The organism is Candidatus Methylobacter oryzae, from assembly GCF_003994235.2.
Classification (GTDB): Bacteria; Pseudomonadota; Gammaproteobacteria; order Methylococcales; family Methylomonadaceae; genus Methylobacter_A; species Methylobacter_A oryzae.
In genome coordinates this window covers 13,833-29,442 of record NZ_RYFG02000079.1, presented here as the reverse complement: position 1 = coordinate 29,442, position 15,610 = coordinate 13,833, and the positions used below count along the sequence as shown (strand labels likewise).

Here is a 15,610-nt window from a genome sequence, read left to right as displayed (position 1 = left end):
CCGGGACGATTTGTTTTCCGACTATTTGCGAACTGAACTGCGTAATCCCAGAATTAAGGCTTATTCGGGAGGGTAGCGAAAGTCCTAATCAGTTAAATTTTCAGCCCCTGAGCCTTCAGTGTTTCAGGGCAAAACCATTGTGTTTTGGAACAGCTTGGGTGGTCATGGCTGTTTCAAGCCTGTAAAATAAAAAACTTTTACAAAGAATTAATTTTGCCGCAATTTCTTCACCGATAATGAGTTAGGGAATAATTTATGTGTTTTAGTGCCGATATGTCTCTTGGCTTGGGTTTGGCTGGATTGGCCGCATCCAGTGTTACTTTGCTCGATAAGAACGAATCTTTTTGGGTCCGGTTTGCCAGGTTTTATGCGATTTTTCATTTCTCGCTGATGGAATTTATCCAATATTTCGCTTATCCGGTTGCCGATCAGTGCGGCTATGGGACAAACCAATTTTTAAGCGAGTTATCGACTTACCATATCAGCTTGCAGGCTCTGGCAATCATGCCGGCCTTGGCGACCTATTCGTCCGATACAGCCGCGCTGAAAAAAGCGACGATTACCGGCGTTATTCTGAGTTCGTCGTTCCTGGTTTTCAGTTTTATGCCTAAAGAACGGCAGCTGTTCGATGTTAACCCTAATTTTATCGGCAATATGATTTCGTGCTTGTTCATGGGCAAATACCATATCGGCTATCATATTGGCAGTGCTTTTGGCTTGCTGGTTACATGGGGTTCGTTGTTCGGTTTGGCGATTAGCGGTTTTGTCTGGAAAGGTAATTGGCGTATCGCTTCTTATCATTTCGGCATGGCCATTATGACGTTGTTCATGCCGCAGTGGGTGTTCGGCGTATCAACCGGCGAAGCCGCGGCGATGTATTGCTTTTATTCCATTCCGATCACAGCCAGCTTCATGCCGTATTTTAAGAAATTCTTTACCGCGCCGGCGGCAATCGATAAGCCTAATTATGCTTATTAAACTGGTGTTGCTCAGTTATTGGGATTTTTCTTGTTTAAAGAGTCGCTGACGCGACAGTTATTTGAATCGGGGTCTCGCCCCCGAAGGCGAGATACTTTTCTTTGCTCCGCCAAAGAAAAGTATCCAAAAGAAAGGCGGCCCGGTTGCCGCTTTCCACCTGTGCTCCTCGCTTTCGACGGGGGTTGCCAGAAAGGCCATCCTTGGCCCTCTGGCAACGCGCTGCATCCTTGCAGCGCCCCTTCTTCGGGCTATTCCCGCCGAAAGCTCCGGTGCTCGGCGCGGCAAACGGGAGAAATACCGTCCGTGCGTAACATCAGTTATTAGTTATGATATATCCGGGCTGTCAGCCCGGATTATTCAATTGCGACAAAACAAGTCCAACTCATTTTTTAATCATGTTTTTTGCCAAAGACTTTATTGAAACTGCCGAAGGGATTATTTTTGCGGTAGTAGAGCAGGGCGTAGAAGAGAATAAGGTATTATGTTTTCTGCGTTACATATCGACATCGTCCGGTTGGCAAAAGCTTGCGACCGGGCAAGCCAATCATTTTTTACAGCAACAATACCCCGATTATCTGCATTATTCCCCGGTCTTGGATGCGCATTTGCATGCGGTCGCGACCGATAGAATTGTCAAACATCATCGGCCCAAACTGAGGTTGCAGCAGTTGATGCAGGCGGACAAGGATGCCGCTAACCAGTCCGGGGCAGTTGTCGAACGGGACTTGGTCGAATTATGTAAACTGTTTCAACAACACGGCCTGGATTTGGCGCAAATCGGCGTTACAGGTTCGCTATTGGTCGGCGTGCAAAATCCGGCTTCGGATATTGATTTGGTTTGTTACGGCAGGGATATTTTCCATCAATGCCGGGCAATTACCCGTAAGCTGATTAAGTCGGGCGCTTTGCAGGATTTGAATGACCGGGACTGGCAACAATCTTACGATCGCCGCTCATGTGAATTAAGTTATGACGATTATGTCTGGCACGAACGGCGCAAATACAATAAGGCCGTGATAAACGGGCGGAAATTCGATTTGAATTTTATCGACGACCGCGCAAGCCTTGAGGCTATCAGTTATCAAAAACGCGGGCCGATCACTCTACAGTGCAAGGTCATCGACGATTTTCACGCATTCGATTATCCGGCTGAATTTAAGATAGATCATCGGCAGATCGCTTCTATCGTCAGCTTTACGGCAACTTATACCGGACAGGCGGTCAGAGGCGAAACGGTCGAAGTCGCAGGCGTATTGGAACAATCGGAGCAAGGGCTTAAACGCATCGTGGTCGGTTCCAGCCGCGAGGCGCACGGCGAATATATCAAGGTTGTCGAATGCCTGGGTTAAAGGATTTTGCCGCGGTTATTTTCGATATGGACGGCTTAGTCCTGGATACCGAAAGCACCTATATTGCCGCCTGGAAACAGGCCGCGAACGCGATGGGTTATGACTTTCCGGATGATTTTCGCGTATTGCTGTCAGGTTTGCATTACCGGGACGTGGCGCAGAAATTAATGCAACATTACGGGGCCGGGTTCGACCTGCAAACATTCAACCGTTTAAGCGCGGAAATTTGGTGCGATTACGTCAATGTCCACCGTATTAAAGTCAACCCCGGCTTTACCGAATTATTGGACGTATTGAACCGGAAAAACATCCCTTATTGCCTGGCGACTAACAGCGCGACTGTCAATGCGCTCGAATGTCTTCAATTGGCCGGCATCGACAATGTTTTTTCGCTGATTGTCACCCGCGATCACGTGCCGTGCGGAAAGCCGGAACCGGACATTTTTTTAAAAGCCGCGGAATTATTGCAAGTCGACATCAGCCGCTGCCTGGTGCTTGAGGATTCCGATGCCGGAATACTGGCAGCCTCGAGGGCAGGGGCTATTTCTGTGTTTATACCGTCAACGGCACAGATCGATCCGTCGACAGTTCAGTTATGCGATTTGATGCTCAGCAACTTGGCCGAATTGGCGGAGATCATCGGCGCTCAAGCATGATCGCAGGGCGATTATCAATATCGAACCGATTGTTTGGCCGCTTGCCCCTCCGCAACCGCATAAATGTCTACACCACTTATTGCTATTATCTTGTCCTCATGTGTCGCGCGAGTTAGATCTTCCAGGTTTTTACTGGAGCCGCTCTCGGCGAGTCCAGCACTTCTGACCTCCATGGATGGAGGAAATGCCGAGGACTGCCGGGAGCAGTCTCGGCCGCCATCCATGGCAGTCGTAAAACCTGGAAGGTCTGGCTATCGGCCTGTTTTTTCCCGACGTCCAGTACGAAATTGTCGAGCGAGGGAGGCCCCGTCTATTTTTAAAGTTGTGCCTCAGCCCCTATTTCAACCCAATTAAACGCTGCTCACCTCCGTCGCAATAGTTTGCCCACATCTTTTCATACAAGCCTTGCAGGCGATGCACATAGGTATCGATGTCGCACAGCGGCGAAGCTGACATTCGCGCCCGTAAATGCGGGCGATTTCCGCGCCAGAAATTACACTGTTCGGCCACACGAGCCGCTTTCGCCACATAGCCGGCCTCATCTTCCGCTGTCCAGTCCGGCTGCCCCAGCGTATAAAGAAAGCTGGCGCCCATGCGGCTGACAAAATTGCCGCCGACCAGGCTGATGACCGGCACGCCCATCCATAACGCTTGCAGCGTCGTGGTGCCGCCGTTGTAAGGCGCAGGATCCAGCGCAATGTCAATGTCTCCGTATTCCCGCATCATATCGGACAGTCCGCTAGGTCCGCGAAATATCAGGCGCTCCGGCGCGATGCCCTGTTTCGCGAACAAATCGGCAAACCGGGCTCGCACCGCGGCGTCCTTCAATGACGGGGCTTTCAATAGCAGCTTTGAATCCGGTACTTCCAGCAAAACCTTTACCCACAACGCAATGGTTTTCGGCGAAAGTTTCATCGCATTATTGAACGAGCCGAACACCACCGGAACTCCGGCCGGCCGTGGCGGCGGCAACGGATAGCTATTCACCGCCGCCCAGCAGAACACGCTGCCCGGCAACTGCGCTAAGCCTTCGCTGTATAAATGCGCATGTTCGGTGGGCGTCACCGTCGCATCGCCGATAATCCAATCCATCGTCGACAATCCGGTGGAATACGGGTAACCCAGGAAAGTCGCCTGCACCGGGGCCGCGCGCATTGCAAATACGCCCAAGCGATGCGTTGCGGTGTGTCCCGCCAGATCGACCAGCACGTCGATGCCATCGTCGATAATCGCCTGTTGCAACGCGGCGTCATCCAGGTTTGCAGCCTCCAGCCAGCGGTCGGTGCAAGCCTTGGCTTGGCGCGTATACTCGTCGTGCATCGTACCGGTGTGATAAATGCAGATTTCAAAACGGCTGTGGTCGTGGCGAAGCAGCACCGGCAGCATAAAAATATTAACCGGATGCTGCCGATGCAAATCGCCGGTCACATAACCGATACGCAAGCGCGAGCGGGATGAATGCCGATTGGCGAAAACGGCTTTTTGAATCACAGCCGCTTCAATCGGCTCGCACAAACGGCGGTGCAAAGCCGCTACCTCGTCAGCCGTAAGTTCATCATGATACAGCGACGTCATCGCCACGCTGGAGGCCAGCCGCGAAAGAGGATCGCCGCCGGTTTCGTAAGCCCTCTGCAAGGTTGACAAATGCCCTTTGGCATCGCCGATGCGCCCTTGCAGCCCGGCTTCAAGCAATGCCGCTTCCCGGTTGTCCGGCTCCAATTTTTTCACCCGGTCCAGGCTGTCCCGGCAATCGGCCAAGGCATACGCTTCGGACTGGATTTTTGCCAGCGCAAGCCAAGTAGGTACGTGATCCGGGCGCAAGCCGAGCGCTTTTTGCAGCACCGAAATCGCCTCCTGCCAATAGTTATGGCTATACACCCTGGCTGACAGGCTAAGCAAAAAATCAGGGTTCGACGACAACGAAGCGCGGGTAAAAGATTTTTCCGCAGCGGCGACATTGCCCGTCTGCAACAGCGCTTCGCCCAAATACATCATCGAACCGTAGCGCACCGGCCGAACTTCAAGCAAGCCGGACAACGCGGCGACAGCCCCTTGCGCATCGCCGGCATTCAGGCGCCAGACGCCCAGCCAGTGCAGAGACTCGCCGGGGATCACTTCCAACGCCTGGGCTTGTGCGAGCGCGTGTCGATGATCTTGCGGCCGATCCGGCGCGTTCATACCCGGCATTTCGAACAGCCGGGCCAGATACAACCAGCTTAGCCAGTCGCCGGGTTCTTGGCTGACCACTGTAGCAAAATGTTTCGCAAAAGCGCCGGCATCCGGTAATGCAGCCCGTCCCAGCAGCGCATCGCCCGCCGTTGCGTCCTGCCAGTGTTCAATATTCAGAACATCCAGTTGCGGGCGTAAGGCAGCATCGCAACGCAAGGCCTGCCGTGCGGCATAGCTTGCTTGCCACGGCAAGCCGTTATTCGCATACCGTCTTGCCAGCTCCAGCCATACCAATGCCTGGACGGGAAAACGCTTTAATAACTGCCAGAGTATAGTCATGTCTTGTGATTCTAAAGTCATTGTGTACCTTGTATTACGGCTATGATCAGCCACGGATTAAGCCAAAAGCAGGAGACCAACTCATGCCGGCCGTTCCGCTTACCCCAACACAATCCCGCTGCCGATATAGGCCGTGGTATCGATTACCCCAACCGCAATCACAAATGCCTCGGCGCGGCTTAAGCCGTGGTCGAGCTGGTTGACCCAGTACTGCACGTCCGTAGCGCTGGCCGGCGTGCCCAAGGCTTTCGCGCTCAAGGCCTGCACAAAGGCGCTGTTGTCCAGTGAGCCCCAGTACTGGCGATAGCCGTCGCTTTGCGTTTGGCTTTGCGCCAGTTGCAGCAGGCTTTGCTGCTGATCGTTGAACAGGTTTAAGCCCGACAGCTTGGCTGCGCCGTGGCTGACCAGGTCGGATAGCACAGCTGCGGTTTTCAGCTTGGTTGCGTCCAGGTTACTACCACCGGATGCCAGCGTCAGGTCGCCGAACTCGACCGATTCAATGCCCAGCAAGGTATCGGTATCGGTCGCCGGAGAATTGCGCAGTTGCAGTTGCAATTGACCGTCCTTATTGACCCGGAACCGGTAGTCGGCTGCGTTACCGAACTGCCGCGCGACATCGAATCCGGTGCCGCCGTCCAGCACATCGCTGCCGCGGCCGCCGATCAGCGTGTCGTTGCCGTCGCCGCCGCGCAGCACATCGTTGCCGGTATCGATCGACCAGCCGCTTTCGCCCAGTTGCAGCGTCTGCGTCAGCGTTAAATTGCCCTGGCTGTCGCGCAGCGCGTTGCGAAGGTTGTCGTGACGGGCCAGGTACAGCAGGCCGTCGGCCCAACGGCCGCCGTGAGTGATGAAATCAACCCCCAACTTGACCACGTCCGGCGTGGCCGCGTTCGCGCCCCAAACCCAATTGACCAACTGGCTGACCTGCGCGTCAAGCGACGCCGGCTGTACGCCGTCCTGACTTAAATAAGCGTCGTAGGCTAATTGCCCCAGTCCTTGTTGGCTTAGCCTCTGGGCCGTGACGCTGTTCATTTCCTGCGTGCTCGGCAGGCGATGCGCGACCGCCTGGTACAGCAGCGCGACCGATTCCAGCGTGGCCGCGTCCTGGTGGCTGAACGCCAAGCGGGCATCGAGCGGTTTCAACGTGTCGGCATGGCCGCTCCAGCTCGGCGCCGCCGCCAGATACGCATCGGTTGCGGTAAAGTTCGCCTGCACGACGCCCTGCGCATCCAGGTTAAAGCGCCACGCGCCGGCATCGCTTTGTCCGCCTTGCAACAGATCGTTGCCGCTGCCGCCGTACAGCGTATCGTTGCCGTCGCCGCCGACCACGAAGTCATTGCCTTCATCGCCGAACAACTGGTCGTTGCCGCCTTTGGAACCGATCGTGTCGTCGCCGGCGCCGCCGTGCAGTACATCGTCTTCCGCGCCGAGCACGATGTACTGCACCGCGCCGTCGCCGTTCACGGTATTACGGCCGTCGCCGCCGACCACCCGGACCGCGCCGATCAGCAACGCAAAATCGACATTGTTCAAGTTCAGCACCGTGCCGGACGGCAGGTTGCGCACATCGATGACCAGCGCTTCCTGGCCGGGGCCGCCGACGGCGCCGTTGACGTCGATCGTTTGCCCCGGCGTTGTGCCGGTGAAACTGAGCGAGCGCACCGTGACCTGTTGAGGATTGGGGACGCTTTGGATAAAGTCGGAGAGATTATTTTCGAGCGTCTGTGGCGACGTGGTCGTGTCCGGCGGGACCGAAGCCAGAGCCTGGTTCAACTGCTCGCTTAGCGAACCGGGGCCGGTGAAGGCCTTGAAACTGATGCCGACGCCGTCGGGCAGGCGGGTTTGCAGCAGCGTTTCGCCATTGTTGCCGATTGCCAGCGGAATATCGGCAGCCGGATTGTTCGACGTTGCGGTTGTCGTGGTCGTGGTGATGCCATTGCTCGTCGCCGTGGTTGTTGTCGTGGTAACGCCGTTGCTCGTCGTCGTGGTTGAAGAACCGTTGCTGCTACCTGATGACGAACCGTTACCGGAAGAAGAGACGGTTCCTGACGAAGAATCGCTGCCTGACGACGAGCCGTTACCGGACGAAGATCCGTTGCCGGTATTCGACGAGGTGCTGCTGCCCGATAAAGTTCCAGTACCCGATGAAGAAGTATTGCCGGCGGTCGAGGCGGCTGTCACAAGAGCGGTAGAGCTTGAGGTGACGACTTCGGGCGCGCCGTGGCCGTCGATATAGCGGGCGGTCACAGTGACGGTTTTGCCGACTTGCGCGGCCGTCAGCGCGAAGCTGTCGGCGGTCGCGCCGGCAATGTCGAGACTGTCCGCCTGCCATTGGTAGTTGATCGTGCCCAGGCCGTCAATATCGGCCAGGGTGTTGGCCGCGGTCAGGGTTTGCCCGGCAACGGCCGTGCCGCTGATCGTCACCGCACCGGTCGGGGCATGGTTGACCGGCGTGGAGGAGGACGATGAACCGCTGGAAGCGGACGGATCGACAACCTGCTCAATCAGCACCTGCGCCGCAACGCTGTTGTGGTTGAAGGCGGTATAGAGGCGGCCGCCATGCGTGACGGTGGCGCCGGCCGTCCAGTTCGCGTTATCGGACAGGGTCACGGTATCGCCGTAATTGCGGTCGATGACAATCTGGTGTTTTGCCACGGCCGTGCTGAGGCCGCTCCAGCCGTTACCGCTGTTGAAAACGTTCATGCCGGCCATGTCGACGACGTCTTTGACGTTCAGCGTCAGGCTGTTGTCGCCGCTGCCGGTCAAGTCGATTTTTTCAATCGATTCGAGACGCGACGTGCTGGAAGGCGCGGCGCCGCCTTGGTTCGCAATCGTGGTCAGGTTCAACGCGATGCCGCTGACGGACAGCGTCAGTGTGTCGATGCCGCCGCCGTCGATGCGGGCGTAGTTGCCGTTGGTTATGCCTGAGCTTAACGCGGCGATGTTGCTTGCGTTCAGAACGAAATTGTCGTTGCCGGCGCCGCCGTACAGTACGTCCGCGCCGCCGTTGCCGATTAGGGTGTCGTCGCCGGCATCGGCGACTAGCGTTTCATCGGCGCTGTTGCCGGTCAGGGTGTCGTTGCCGGTGGTGCCCATTTGGTCGACCGCGGTGCGCGCAAAAGAACCGGTCGTGCTGCCGAAGATCACGTAACTGCGGCCGGCGTCGCTGCCTGCGGCCGGATCGCTGTTTTTCGCGCCGACGATCAAGTCGGCCAAGCCGTCGCCGTTGACGTCGCCGGCCGCGGACACGCTGCTGCCGCTACGGTCATTCGCAGCTTGGCCGTTGATCGCGAAGCCGCCGCTGCCGCTTGCTACCGCCGACAGGTCGATGGCCGTGCTGTCGCTCTTGCCGAACACCACGTAGCTGCGCCCGGCATCGGCGCCGGCGGCCGGATCGCCACCAATCGCGCCGATAATCAGGTCTGTCAGACCGTCGCCGTTCACGTCGCCGGCCGAGGACACGTTACCGCCGCTGAAGTCAATCGCACTCTGGCCGTTGATCACGAAGCCGCCACTGCCGGCCGCGACCGCGGACAGGTTGATCGCGGTGCCGTCGCTTTTGCCGAACACCACGTAGCTGCGCCCAGCAAGGCTGTCAGCTTGGAGCGCGCCGACGACCAGGTCGGCGAGGCCGTCGCCGTTGACGTCGCCGGCCGCGGACACACTACCGCCGCTTTGGTCCCCCGCACTCTGGCCGATGATCACAAAGCCGCCGCTGCCGTTTGCTACCGCCGACAGGTTGATCGCCGTGGAGTCGCTTTTGCCGAACACCACGTAGCTGCGCCCGGCAGCGCCGGGCGCGCCGATAATCAGGTCGGCCAGGCCGTCGCCGTTGACGTCGCCAGCCGAGGACACGCTCCTGCCGCTGAGGTCACCCGCACTTTGGCCGTTGATCACGAAGCCGCCGCTGCCGGCCGCAACCGCCGACAGGTTTATCGCGGTGCCGGCGCTTTGGCCGAACACCACATAGCTACGCCCGGCCCAGCCGTTAGCGTTGCTCGCGCCGACGATCAGGTCGGCTAAACCGTCGCCGTTGACGTCGCCGGCTGCGGACACGCTGCTGCCGCTGCCGTCGAGCGTACTTTGACCGTTGATCGCAAAGCCGCCGCTGCCGTTTGCCACCGCCGACAAGTCGACGGCTGTGCCGGTGCTTTGGCCGAACACCACGTAGCTGCGCCCGGCACTGCCGTTAGCGTTGTTCGCGCCGACAATCAGGTCGGCCAAACCGTCGCCGTTGACGTCGCCGGCCGCGGACACGCTTCTGCTGCTGTTGTCATTCGTACACTGGCCGTTGATCGCGAAGCCGCCGTTGCCGTTTGCTACCGCCGACAAGTCGATGGCCGTGCCGCCGCTTTGTCCGAACACCACATAGCTGCGTCCGGTAAAGCCGTTAACCCTGTACACGCCGACAATCAGGTCGTCGAGGCCGTCGCCGTTGACGTCGCCGGCAGCGGACACGCTCATGCCGCTCATGTCTCCCGCACTCTGGCCGTTGATCACGAAGCCGCCGCTGCCGGCAGCGATTGTGGAGAGTTCGACCGGAGGAGGGGGAACTTGCACGTTGACGGTCAGGCTGTTGTCGATCAGTAGCTGCGCCGCAGCGGTGTTGTGGTTCAGCACATAGTAAGTGCGGCCGCCATGGGTCACGGTGCTTGTACTGGTCCAGTCGGCGCTATCGGACAAAGTCGCGCTATCGCCGCCATTGCCGTCGATGACGACCTGGTGCTTCGCCACGGCCGAGCCCAGAGCGGTCCAGCCGTTGCCGCTGTTGAACAGGTTCATGGCTGCCATGTCGACGACATCCTTCACGTTCAGCGTCAGGCTGTTATTGCCGCTGCCGGTCAGGTCGATTTTTTCAATCGACTCGATCCGGGAGGCGCTGGACGGCGCGGCTCCGCCCTGGTTGGCGATGGCGGTCAGATCGAACGCGATGCCGCTGCCGTCCAACGAAATTGTGTCGAGTCCGCTGCCGCCGTCGAGGCGGGCGTAGTTGCCGTTGCTGATGCCGGCGCTTAACGCGGCGACATTGCTCGCGTTCAGCACTAAATTATCATTGCCGGCGCCGCCGTACAGCACGTCCGCGCCGCCGTTGCCGATCAGTGTATCGTCGCCGGCATCGGCGACCAGGGTTTCATCGGCGCTGCTGCCGGTCAAGGTGTCGTTGCCGGCCGTACCCATTTGGTCGATGGCGGTTTGCGCAAAAGCGCCGTTAGTGCTGCCAAAGATCACGTAACTGCGCCCGGCATAGCTGCCGGCGTTGTTCGCGCCGACAATCAGGTCGGCCAAGCCGTCGCCGTTGACGTCGCCGGCCGAGGACACGCTAAAACCGCTTTTGTCATTCGCACATTGGCCGTTGATCATAAAGCCGCCCGTGCCGGCTGCGACCGCGGACAGCTCGACGGCCGTGCCGGCGCTTTTTCCGAACACTACGTAGCTGCGCCCGGCATAGCTGCCGGCGGCAGGATCGCTATATTTTGCGCCGACAATCAGGTCGGCGAGGCCGTCGCCGTTGATATCGCCGGCCGAGGAGATGCTAAAGCCGCTACGATCATTCGCAGCCTGGCCGTTGATCGCGAAGCCGCCGTTGCCGGCCGCGACCGCCGACAAGTCGATGGCGGTGCCGCCGCTTTGGCCGAATACCACGTAGCTGCGCCCGGCATAACTGCCGGAGAATTCCGCGCCGATAATCAGGTCGGCCAGGCCGTCGCCGTTCACGTCTCCAGCCGAGGACACGCTCCTGCCACTGTTGTCAGACGCAATCTGGCCATTGATCACGAAGCCGCCGCTGCCGGCCGCGACCGCCGACAGGTCGATGGCGGTCGCGTCGCTCTTGCCGAACACGACGTGGCTGCGCCCGGTAGCGCCGTTAGCACCGGGCGCGCCGACAACCAGGTCGGCGAGGCCGTCACCGTTGACGTCGCCGGCCGAGGACACGCTCCAGCCGCTGCCCTCATACGTTCCCTGGCTGTTGATCACGAAGCCGCCGCTGCCGGCGGCGACCGCCGACAACTCGATGGCCGTGCCGGTGCTTTGGCCGAACACCACGTAGCTGCGCCCGGCGTTGTTGCCGGCGCCGGGCGCGCCGACAATCAGGTCGGCCAGGCCGTCGCCGTTGATATCGCCGGCCGCGGACACGCTAAAGCCGCTTTTGTCATTCGCACATTGGCCGTTGATCACAAAGCCGCCGCTGCCATTTGTCACCACCGACAGGTCGATGGCGGTCGTGTCGCTCTTGCCGAATACCACGTAACTGCGCCCGGCGTTGCTGCCGGCGGCCGGAGCGCTGTATTTTGCGCCAACGATCAAGTCGGCGAGGCCGTCGCCGTTGACGTCGCCGGCGGCCGATACGCTGCTGCCGCTGTTGTCACCTGCACCCTGGCCGTTGAGCACGAAGCCCCCCGTGCCGGCCGCGACCGCCGACAGGTCGATGGCCGTACTGGTGCTTTGGCCGAACACCACATAGCTGCGCCCGGCAGCGTTGTTGAAGATGGCGGGAGCGCCGACAATCAGGTCCGCGAGGCCATCGCCGTTGACGTCGCCGGCCGAGGACACGCTCCAGCCGCTAAACTCAGATGCACCGCCGTTAATCACGAAGCCGCCGCTACCTGCGGCGATATCGGACAGGTCAACTGGAGGAGGGGGGACTTGCATGTTGACGGTCAGTTTGTTGCTGACCAGTAGTTGTGTGGCGGCGCTGTTGTGGTTCAGCACATTGTAAGTGCGACCGCCATAGGTCGCGGTGCCGGCATAGGTCCAGTCGGCGTGATCGGACAAAGTCACGGTATCGCCGCTATTGCCGTCGATGGCCGCTTGGTGTTTCGCCACGGCCGAGCCCAGAGCGGTCCAGCCGTTGCCGCTGTTGAAGACGTTCATGCCGGCCATGTCGACGACGTCTTTCACATTTAGCGTCAGGCTGTTATTGCCGCTGCCGGTCAGGTCGATTTTTTCGATTGATTCGAGCCGCGAGGCGCTGGACGGCGCGGCGCCATCTTGATTCGCGATGGCGGTCAGGTCGAACGCGATGCCGCTGCCGTCCAGTGCAATTGTGTCGAGTCCGCTGCCGCCGTCGATCCGGGCGTAGTTGCCGTTGCTGATGCCGGCGCTTAACGCGTAGATGTTGCTTGCGTTCAGTACGAAGCTGTCGTTGCCGGCGCCGCCGTACAACACATCGGCACCGCCGTTACCGGTCAGTGTATCGTCGCCGGCATCGGCGACCAGGGTTTCATCGGCGCTGCTGCCGGTCAAGGTGTCGTTGCCGGTGGTGCCGAACTGGTCGACCGCGGTTTGCGCAAAAGCGCCGCTGGTGCTGCCGAAGATTACGTAGCTGCGGCCGGCGTTGCTGACGGCGGCCGGATCGCTGTATCTCGCGCCGATAATCAGGTCGGCGAGGCCGTCGCCGTTGATGTCGCCAGCAGCGGACACGCTGCTGCCGCTGTTGTCATACGCACACTGGCCGTTGATTGCGAAACCTCCGCTGCCGGCCGCGACGGCCGACAGGTTGATCGCGGTGCCGGTGCTTTGGCCGAACACCACGTAGCTGCGCCCGGCACTGCCGTTAGCGTTTATCGCGCCGACAATCAGGTCGGCCAGACCGTCGCCGTTGATGTCGCCGGACGAGGACACGCTATAGCCGCTCCGGTCATTCGCACTCTGGCCGCTGATCACGAAGCCGCCGCTGCCATTCGCGACCGCCGACAGGTCGATGGCGGTCGTGTCGTTCTTGCCGAACACTACATAGCTGCGCCCGGCACCACCGTTAGCGCGGTATGCGCCGACAATCAGGTCGGCGAGTCCGTCGCCGTTGACGTCGCCGGCCGAGGACACGCTAAAGCCGCTGTTGTCATTCGCACACTGGCCGTTGATCACGAAGCCGCCGCTGCCATTCATGACCGCCGACAGGTCGATGGCGGTCGTGTCGCTCTTGCCGAACACTACATAGCTGCGTCCGGCGTTGCTGCCGGCGGCGGGATCGCTGTATTTTGCGCCGACAATCAGGTCGGCGAGGCCGTCGCCGTTAACGTCGCCGGCCGCGGACACGCTAATGCCGCTGCTGTCAGACGCGCCCTGGCCGTTGAGCACGAAGCCGCCGTTGCCGGCCGCGACCGCCGACAGGTCGATGGCCGTGTTATCGCTTTTACCGAACACTACATAGCTGCGCCCGGCATCGGTGCCGGCGGCAGGATCGCTGTATCGCGCGCCGACAATCAGGTCGGCCAGACCGTCGCCGTTGACGTCGCCGGCGGCCGATACGCTGTTGCCGCTGAAGTCCAGCGCAGCCTGGGCGTTGATCGCGAAGCCGCCGCTGCCAGCGGCGATGGCCGACAGCTCGATGGCGGTAGTGTCGTTCTTGCCGAATACCACGTAGCTGCGCCCTGCAGAGTAGCCGGCGCCGGGCGCGCCGATAATCAGGTCGGCCAGGCCGTCGCCGTTGACGTCGCCGGCGCTCGATACGCTACGACCACTGGAGTTTAATATCCCTTGGCCGTTAATCGCGAAGCCGCCGCTGCCGGCGGCGACCGCCGACAGATCGATGGCAGTAGTGTCGCTCTTGCCGAATACCACGTAGCTGCGCCCGGCGTTGCTGACGGCGGAAGGGGCGCCGACAATCAGGTCGGTCAGGCCGTCGCCGTTGACGTCGCCGGCGGCCGATACGCTACGGCCGCTTTGGCCAAACGCACACTGGCCGTTGATCACGAAGCCGCCGGTGCCGGCGGCGATATCGGAAAGATTAATGTTTGTCATGGTCATTCCTTAGTTGTATCTGTATGAGTCTGCTGTTCAGTCGGTATCGATCTGTCGTGTAAGAGCTGTTTAGGCCAGCGCGAATCCGTTGTCGTTCGTACTTCGACAAGGCTCTCCTGAGCGTAGTCGAAGCCTGTCATGAGCTTTGTCGAATGGGGCTCGGGACGAACGGATTTGCTTTTACCCGGCGCAAACAACAATGGCTGCGTACTCGGGCTTGATTGTTTGTTCATTCTTCAATGCTCAGCACCCGTCGGATTTCGTCGGTCTTAAAACCCAGCGCCATCGGGCGGCGCACGCCGGGCAGGGCGACGACGTCGTAGAGTTCGTCGACGACGCCTTCGATGCGCAGCCAATGCACGGCGTCGCCGGTTCTCAGGTCGATGACCTGGATGCCGCAGCGCGGCTCGGCTTGGCGCGATTTGAGATTGTCGTCCAACGGCAGGCCGCTGAAGGTTTTGTTATGGCGCGGCTTGGACAGGCCGACCAAGGCGTAGTCGCCGTGGAAGCTGAGGCCGCGCATGTAGCCGGGACAGAACGCGACCGGCTCGAAACGGCCGGTGTCGAGGTCGATAAAGCCGAAGTCGCCGGTGCCGGAGTTCAGCAGCCACAGTTTGCCGTTATGCCAGCGCGGCGAATGCGGCATGGACAGACCGCCGGCAATGATGTCGTTGCTGTTGACGTCAATCACGATGCCGCCGTCGGCGCGGTGGTCGCGCCAGCCGTCCGCGACGTCGGATTGGCTGACGGCAGTCACATAGGCGGGGCGGCCGTCTTTCATCGCCAGGCCGTTCAGGTGGCAGCGGTCTTCGGCGGCCAGTTTGCTGATGAACGGCGGACGCCATAAGGGTTTGAAGCTGTGGGTTTCGCTTAAGGTGGCCAGGCAGCCGAACAGGGTGTTGACGAATACCAGTTTGCCGTCGGCGTCGACGGCCATGTCGTGGATGTCCAGGTCGCCGGTGGTGTTGCCGACCTGGGGCAGGTACAGGCGGTCGTAGCCGTCCTGGCTGCGGCCATCGGTCAGCAGGTTTTCAAAACGCCAGATCTGGTACAGGCTGCTCATGTATAGGCCGTTATCGGTGGTGCAAAGCCCCATGCAGCGGTTGAAGGTGCGCTCGAACACGGACAGTTCGCCGTTCGGGTTGAGGCCCAGGAAGAACAGTTTGCCGATCTGGTAGGTGGTCAGCGCGATGGACAATTTTTGCTCGTCGAGCCAAGATAGCATTTGCCGCGAGGTGGTGATTTCCAGTGACGGTACGGTTGTTTCGGTGGTTTCCATCGGTGATTCCTTAAAATGAATTTGGCTTAGGCCGGTATTTTTCATGCGCAATTAATGGCGTTCAGCGATAATTAACGTAATTTTTATCGTACAAAGTC

6 protein-coding genes are annotated in these 15,610 nt (G+C 59.6%); 3 read left to right on the top strand and 3 right to left on the bottom strand.

All coding sequences use genetic code 11. The features are described 5' to 3' along the window. Positions 1 to 255: 255 nt before the first annotated feature. The 3 genes from EKO24_RS08385 to EKO24_RS08370 all read left to right on the top strand — a co-directional run bounded on the left by EKO24_RS08385 (position 256) and on the right by EKO24_RS08370 (position 2,983). Positions 256 to 978 carry a DUF5765 domain-containing protein gene (locus tag EKO24_RS08385; protein ID WP_127030695.1) on the top strand — a complete coding sequence of 241 codons (723 nt, stop codon included), beginning with the start codon at positions 256 to 258 and terminating at the stop codon, positions 976 to 978. A 395-nt stretch (positions 979 to 1,373) separates the two neighbouring features. After that, complete coding sequence (locus EKO24_RS08375) at positions 1,374 to 2,327, top strand: hypothetical protein (protein WP_127030693.1); 954 nt, start codon at positions 1,374 to 1,376, stop codon at positions 2,325 to 2,327. Beyond that, positions 2,315 to 2,983 (top strand): HAD family hydrolase, encoded by a 669-nt coding sequence (locus tag EKO24_RS08370; protein ID WP_127030692.1) that lies wholly within the window; start codon positions 2,315 to 2,317, stop codon positions 2,981 to 2,983. Before EKO24_RS08375 ends, EKO24_RS08370 begins: the two co-directional genes overlap by 13 nt. A gap of 336 nt (positions 2,984 to 3,319) precedes the next feature. Here the strand turns inward: EKO24_RS08370 and EKO24_RS08365 are convergent, their stop codons facing one another. From EKO24_RS08365 to EKO24_RS08355, 3 genes are all read right to left on the bottom strand, one after another. Continuing rightward, complete coding sequence (locus EKO24_RS08365; protein ID WP_127030691.1) at positions 3,320 to 5,512, bottom strand: O-linked N-acetylglucosamine transferase, SPINDLY family protein; 2,193 nt, start codon at positions 5,510 to 5,512, stop codon at positions 3,320 to 3,322. A gap of 78 nt (positions 5,513 to 5,590) precedes the next feature. Continuing rightward, a complete protein-coding gene (locus EKO24_RS08360) occupies positions 5,591 to 14,233 on the bottom strand; it encodes an FG-GAP-like repeat-containing protein (protein ID WP_161990587.1) in 8,643 nt (2,880 codons plus the stop codon). Positions 14,234 to 14,462: 229 nt separating this feature from the next. Beyond that, the gene (locus EKO24_RS08355; protein WP_143733201.1) at positions 14,463 to 15,512 is read right to left on the bottom strand and encodes a TIGR03032 family protein; all 1,050 of its coding nucleotides are present in this window, start codon (positions 15,510 to 15,512) and stop codon (positions 14,463 to 14,465) included. Between the last annotated feature and the right edge of the window lie 98 nt (positions 15,513 to 15,610).

What these genes read in the sequence shown, in the direction of transcription:
- EKO24_RS08375 (WP_127030693.1), top strand. Translation starts at nt 1,374, where the DNA reads ATGTTTTTTGCCAAAGACTTTATTGAAACTGCCGAAGGGATTATTTTT.
- EKO24_RS08365 (WP_127030691.1), bottom strand. Translation starts at nt 5,512, where the DNA reads ATGACTTTAGAATCACAAGACATGACTATACTCTGGCAGTTATTAAAG.
- EKO24_RS08385 (WP_127030695.1), top strand. Translation starts at nt 256, where the DNA reads ATGTGTTTTAGTGCCGATATGTCTCTTGGCTTGGGTTTGGCTGGATTG.
- EKO24_RS08360 (WP_161990587.1), bottom strand. Translation starts at nt 14,233, where the DNA reads ATGACAAACATTAATCTTTCCGATATCGCCGCCGGCACCGGCGGCTTC.
- EKO24_RS08370 (WP_127030692.1), top strand. Translation starts at nt 2,315, where the DNA reads ATGCCTGGGTTAAAGGATTTTGCCGCGGTTATTTTCGATATGGACGGC.
- EKO24_RS08355 (WP_143733201.1), bottom strand. Translation starts at nt 15,512, where the DNA reads ATGGAAACCACCGAAACAACCGTACCGTCACTGGAAATCACCACCTCG.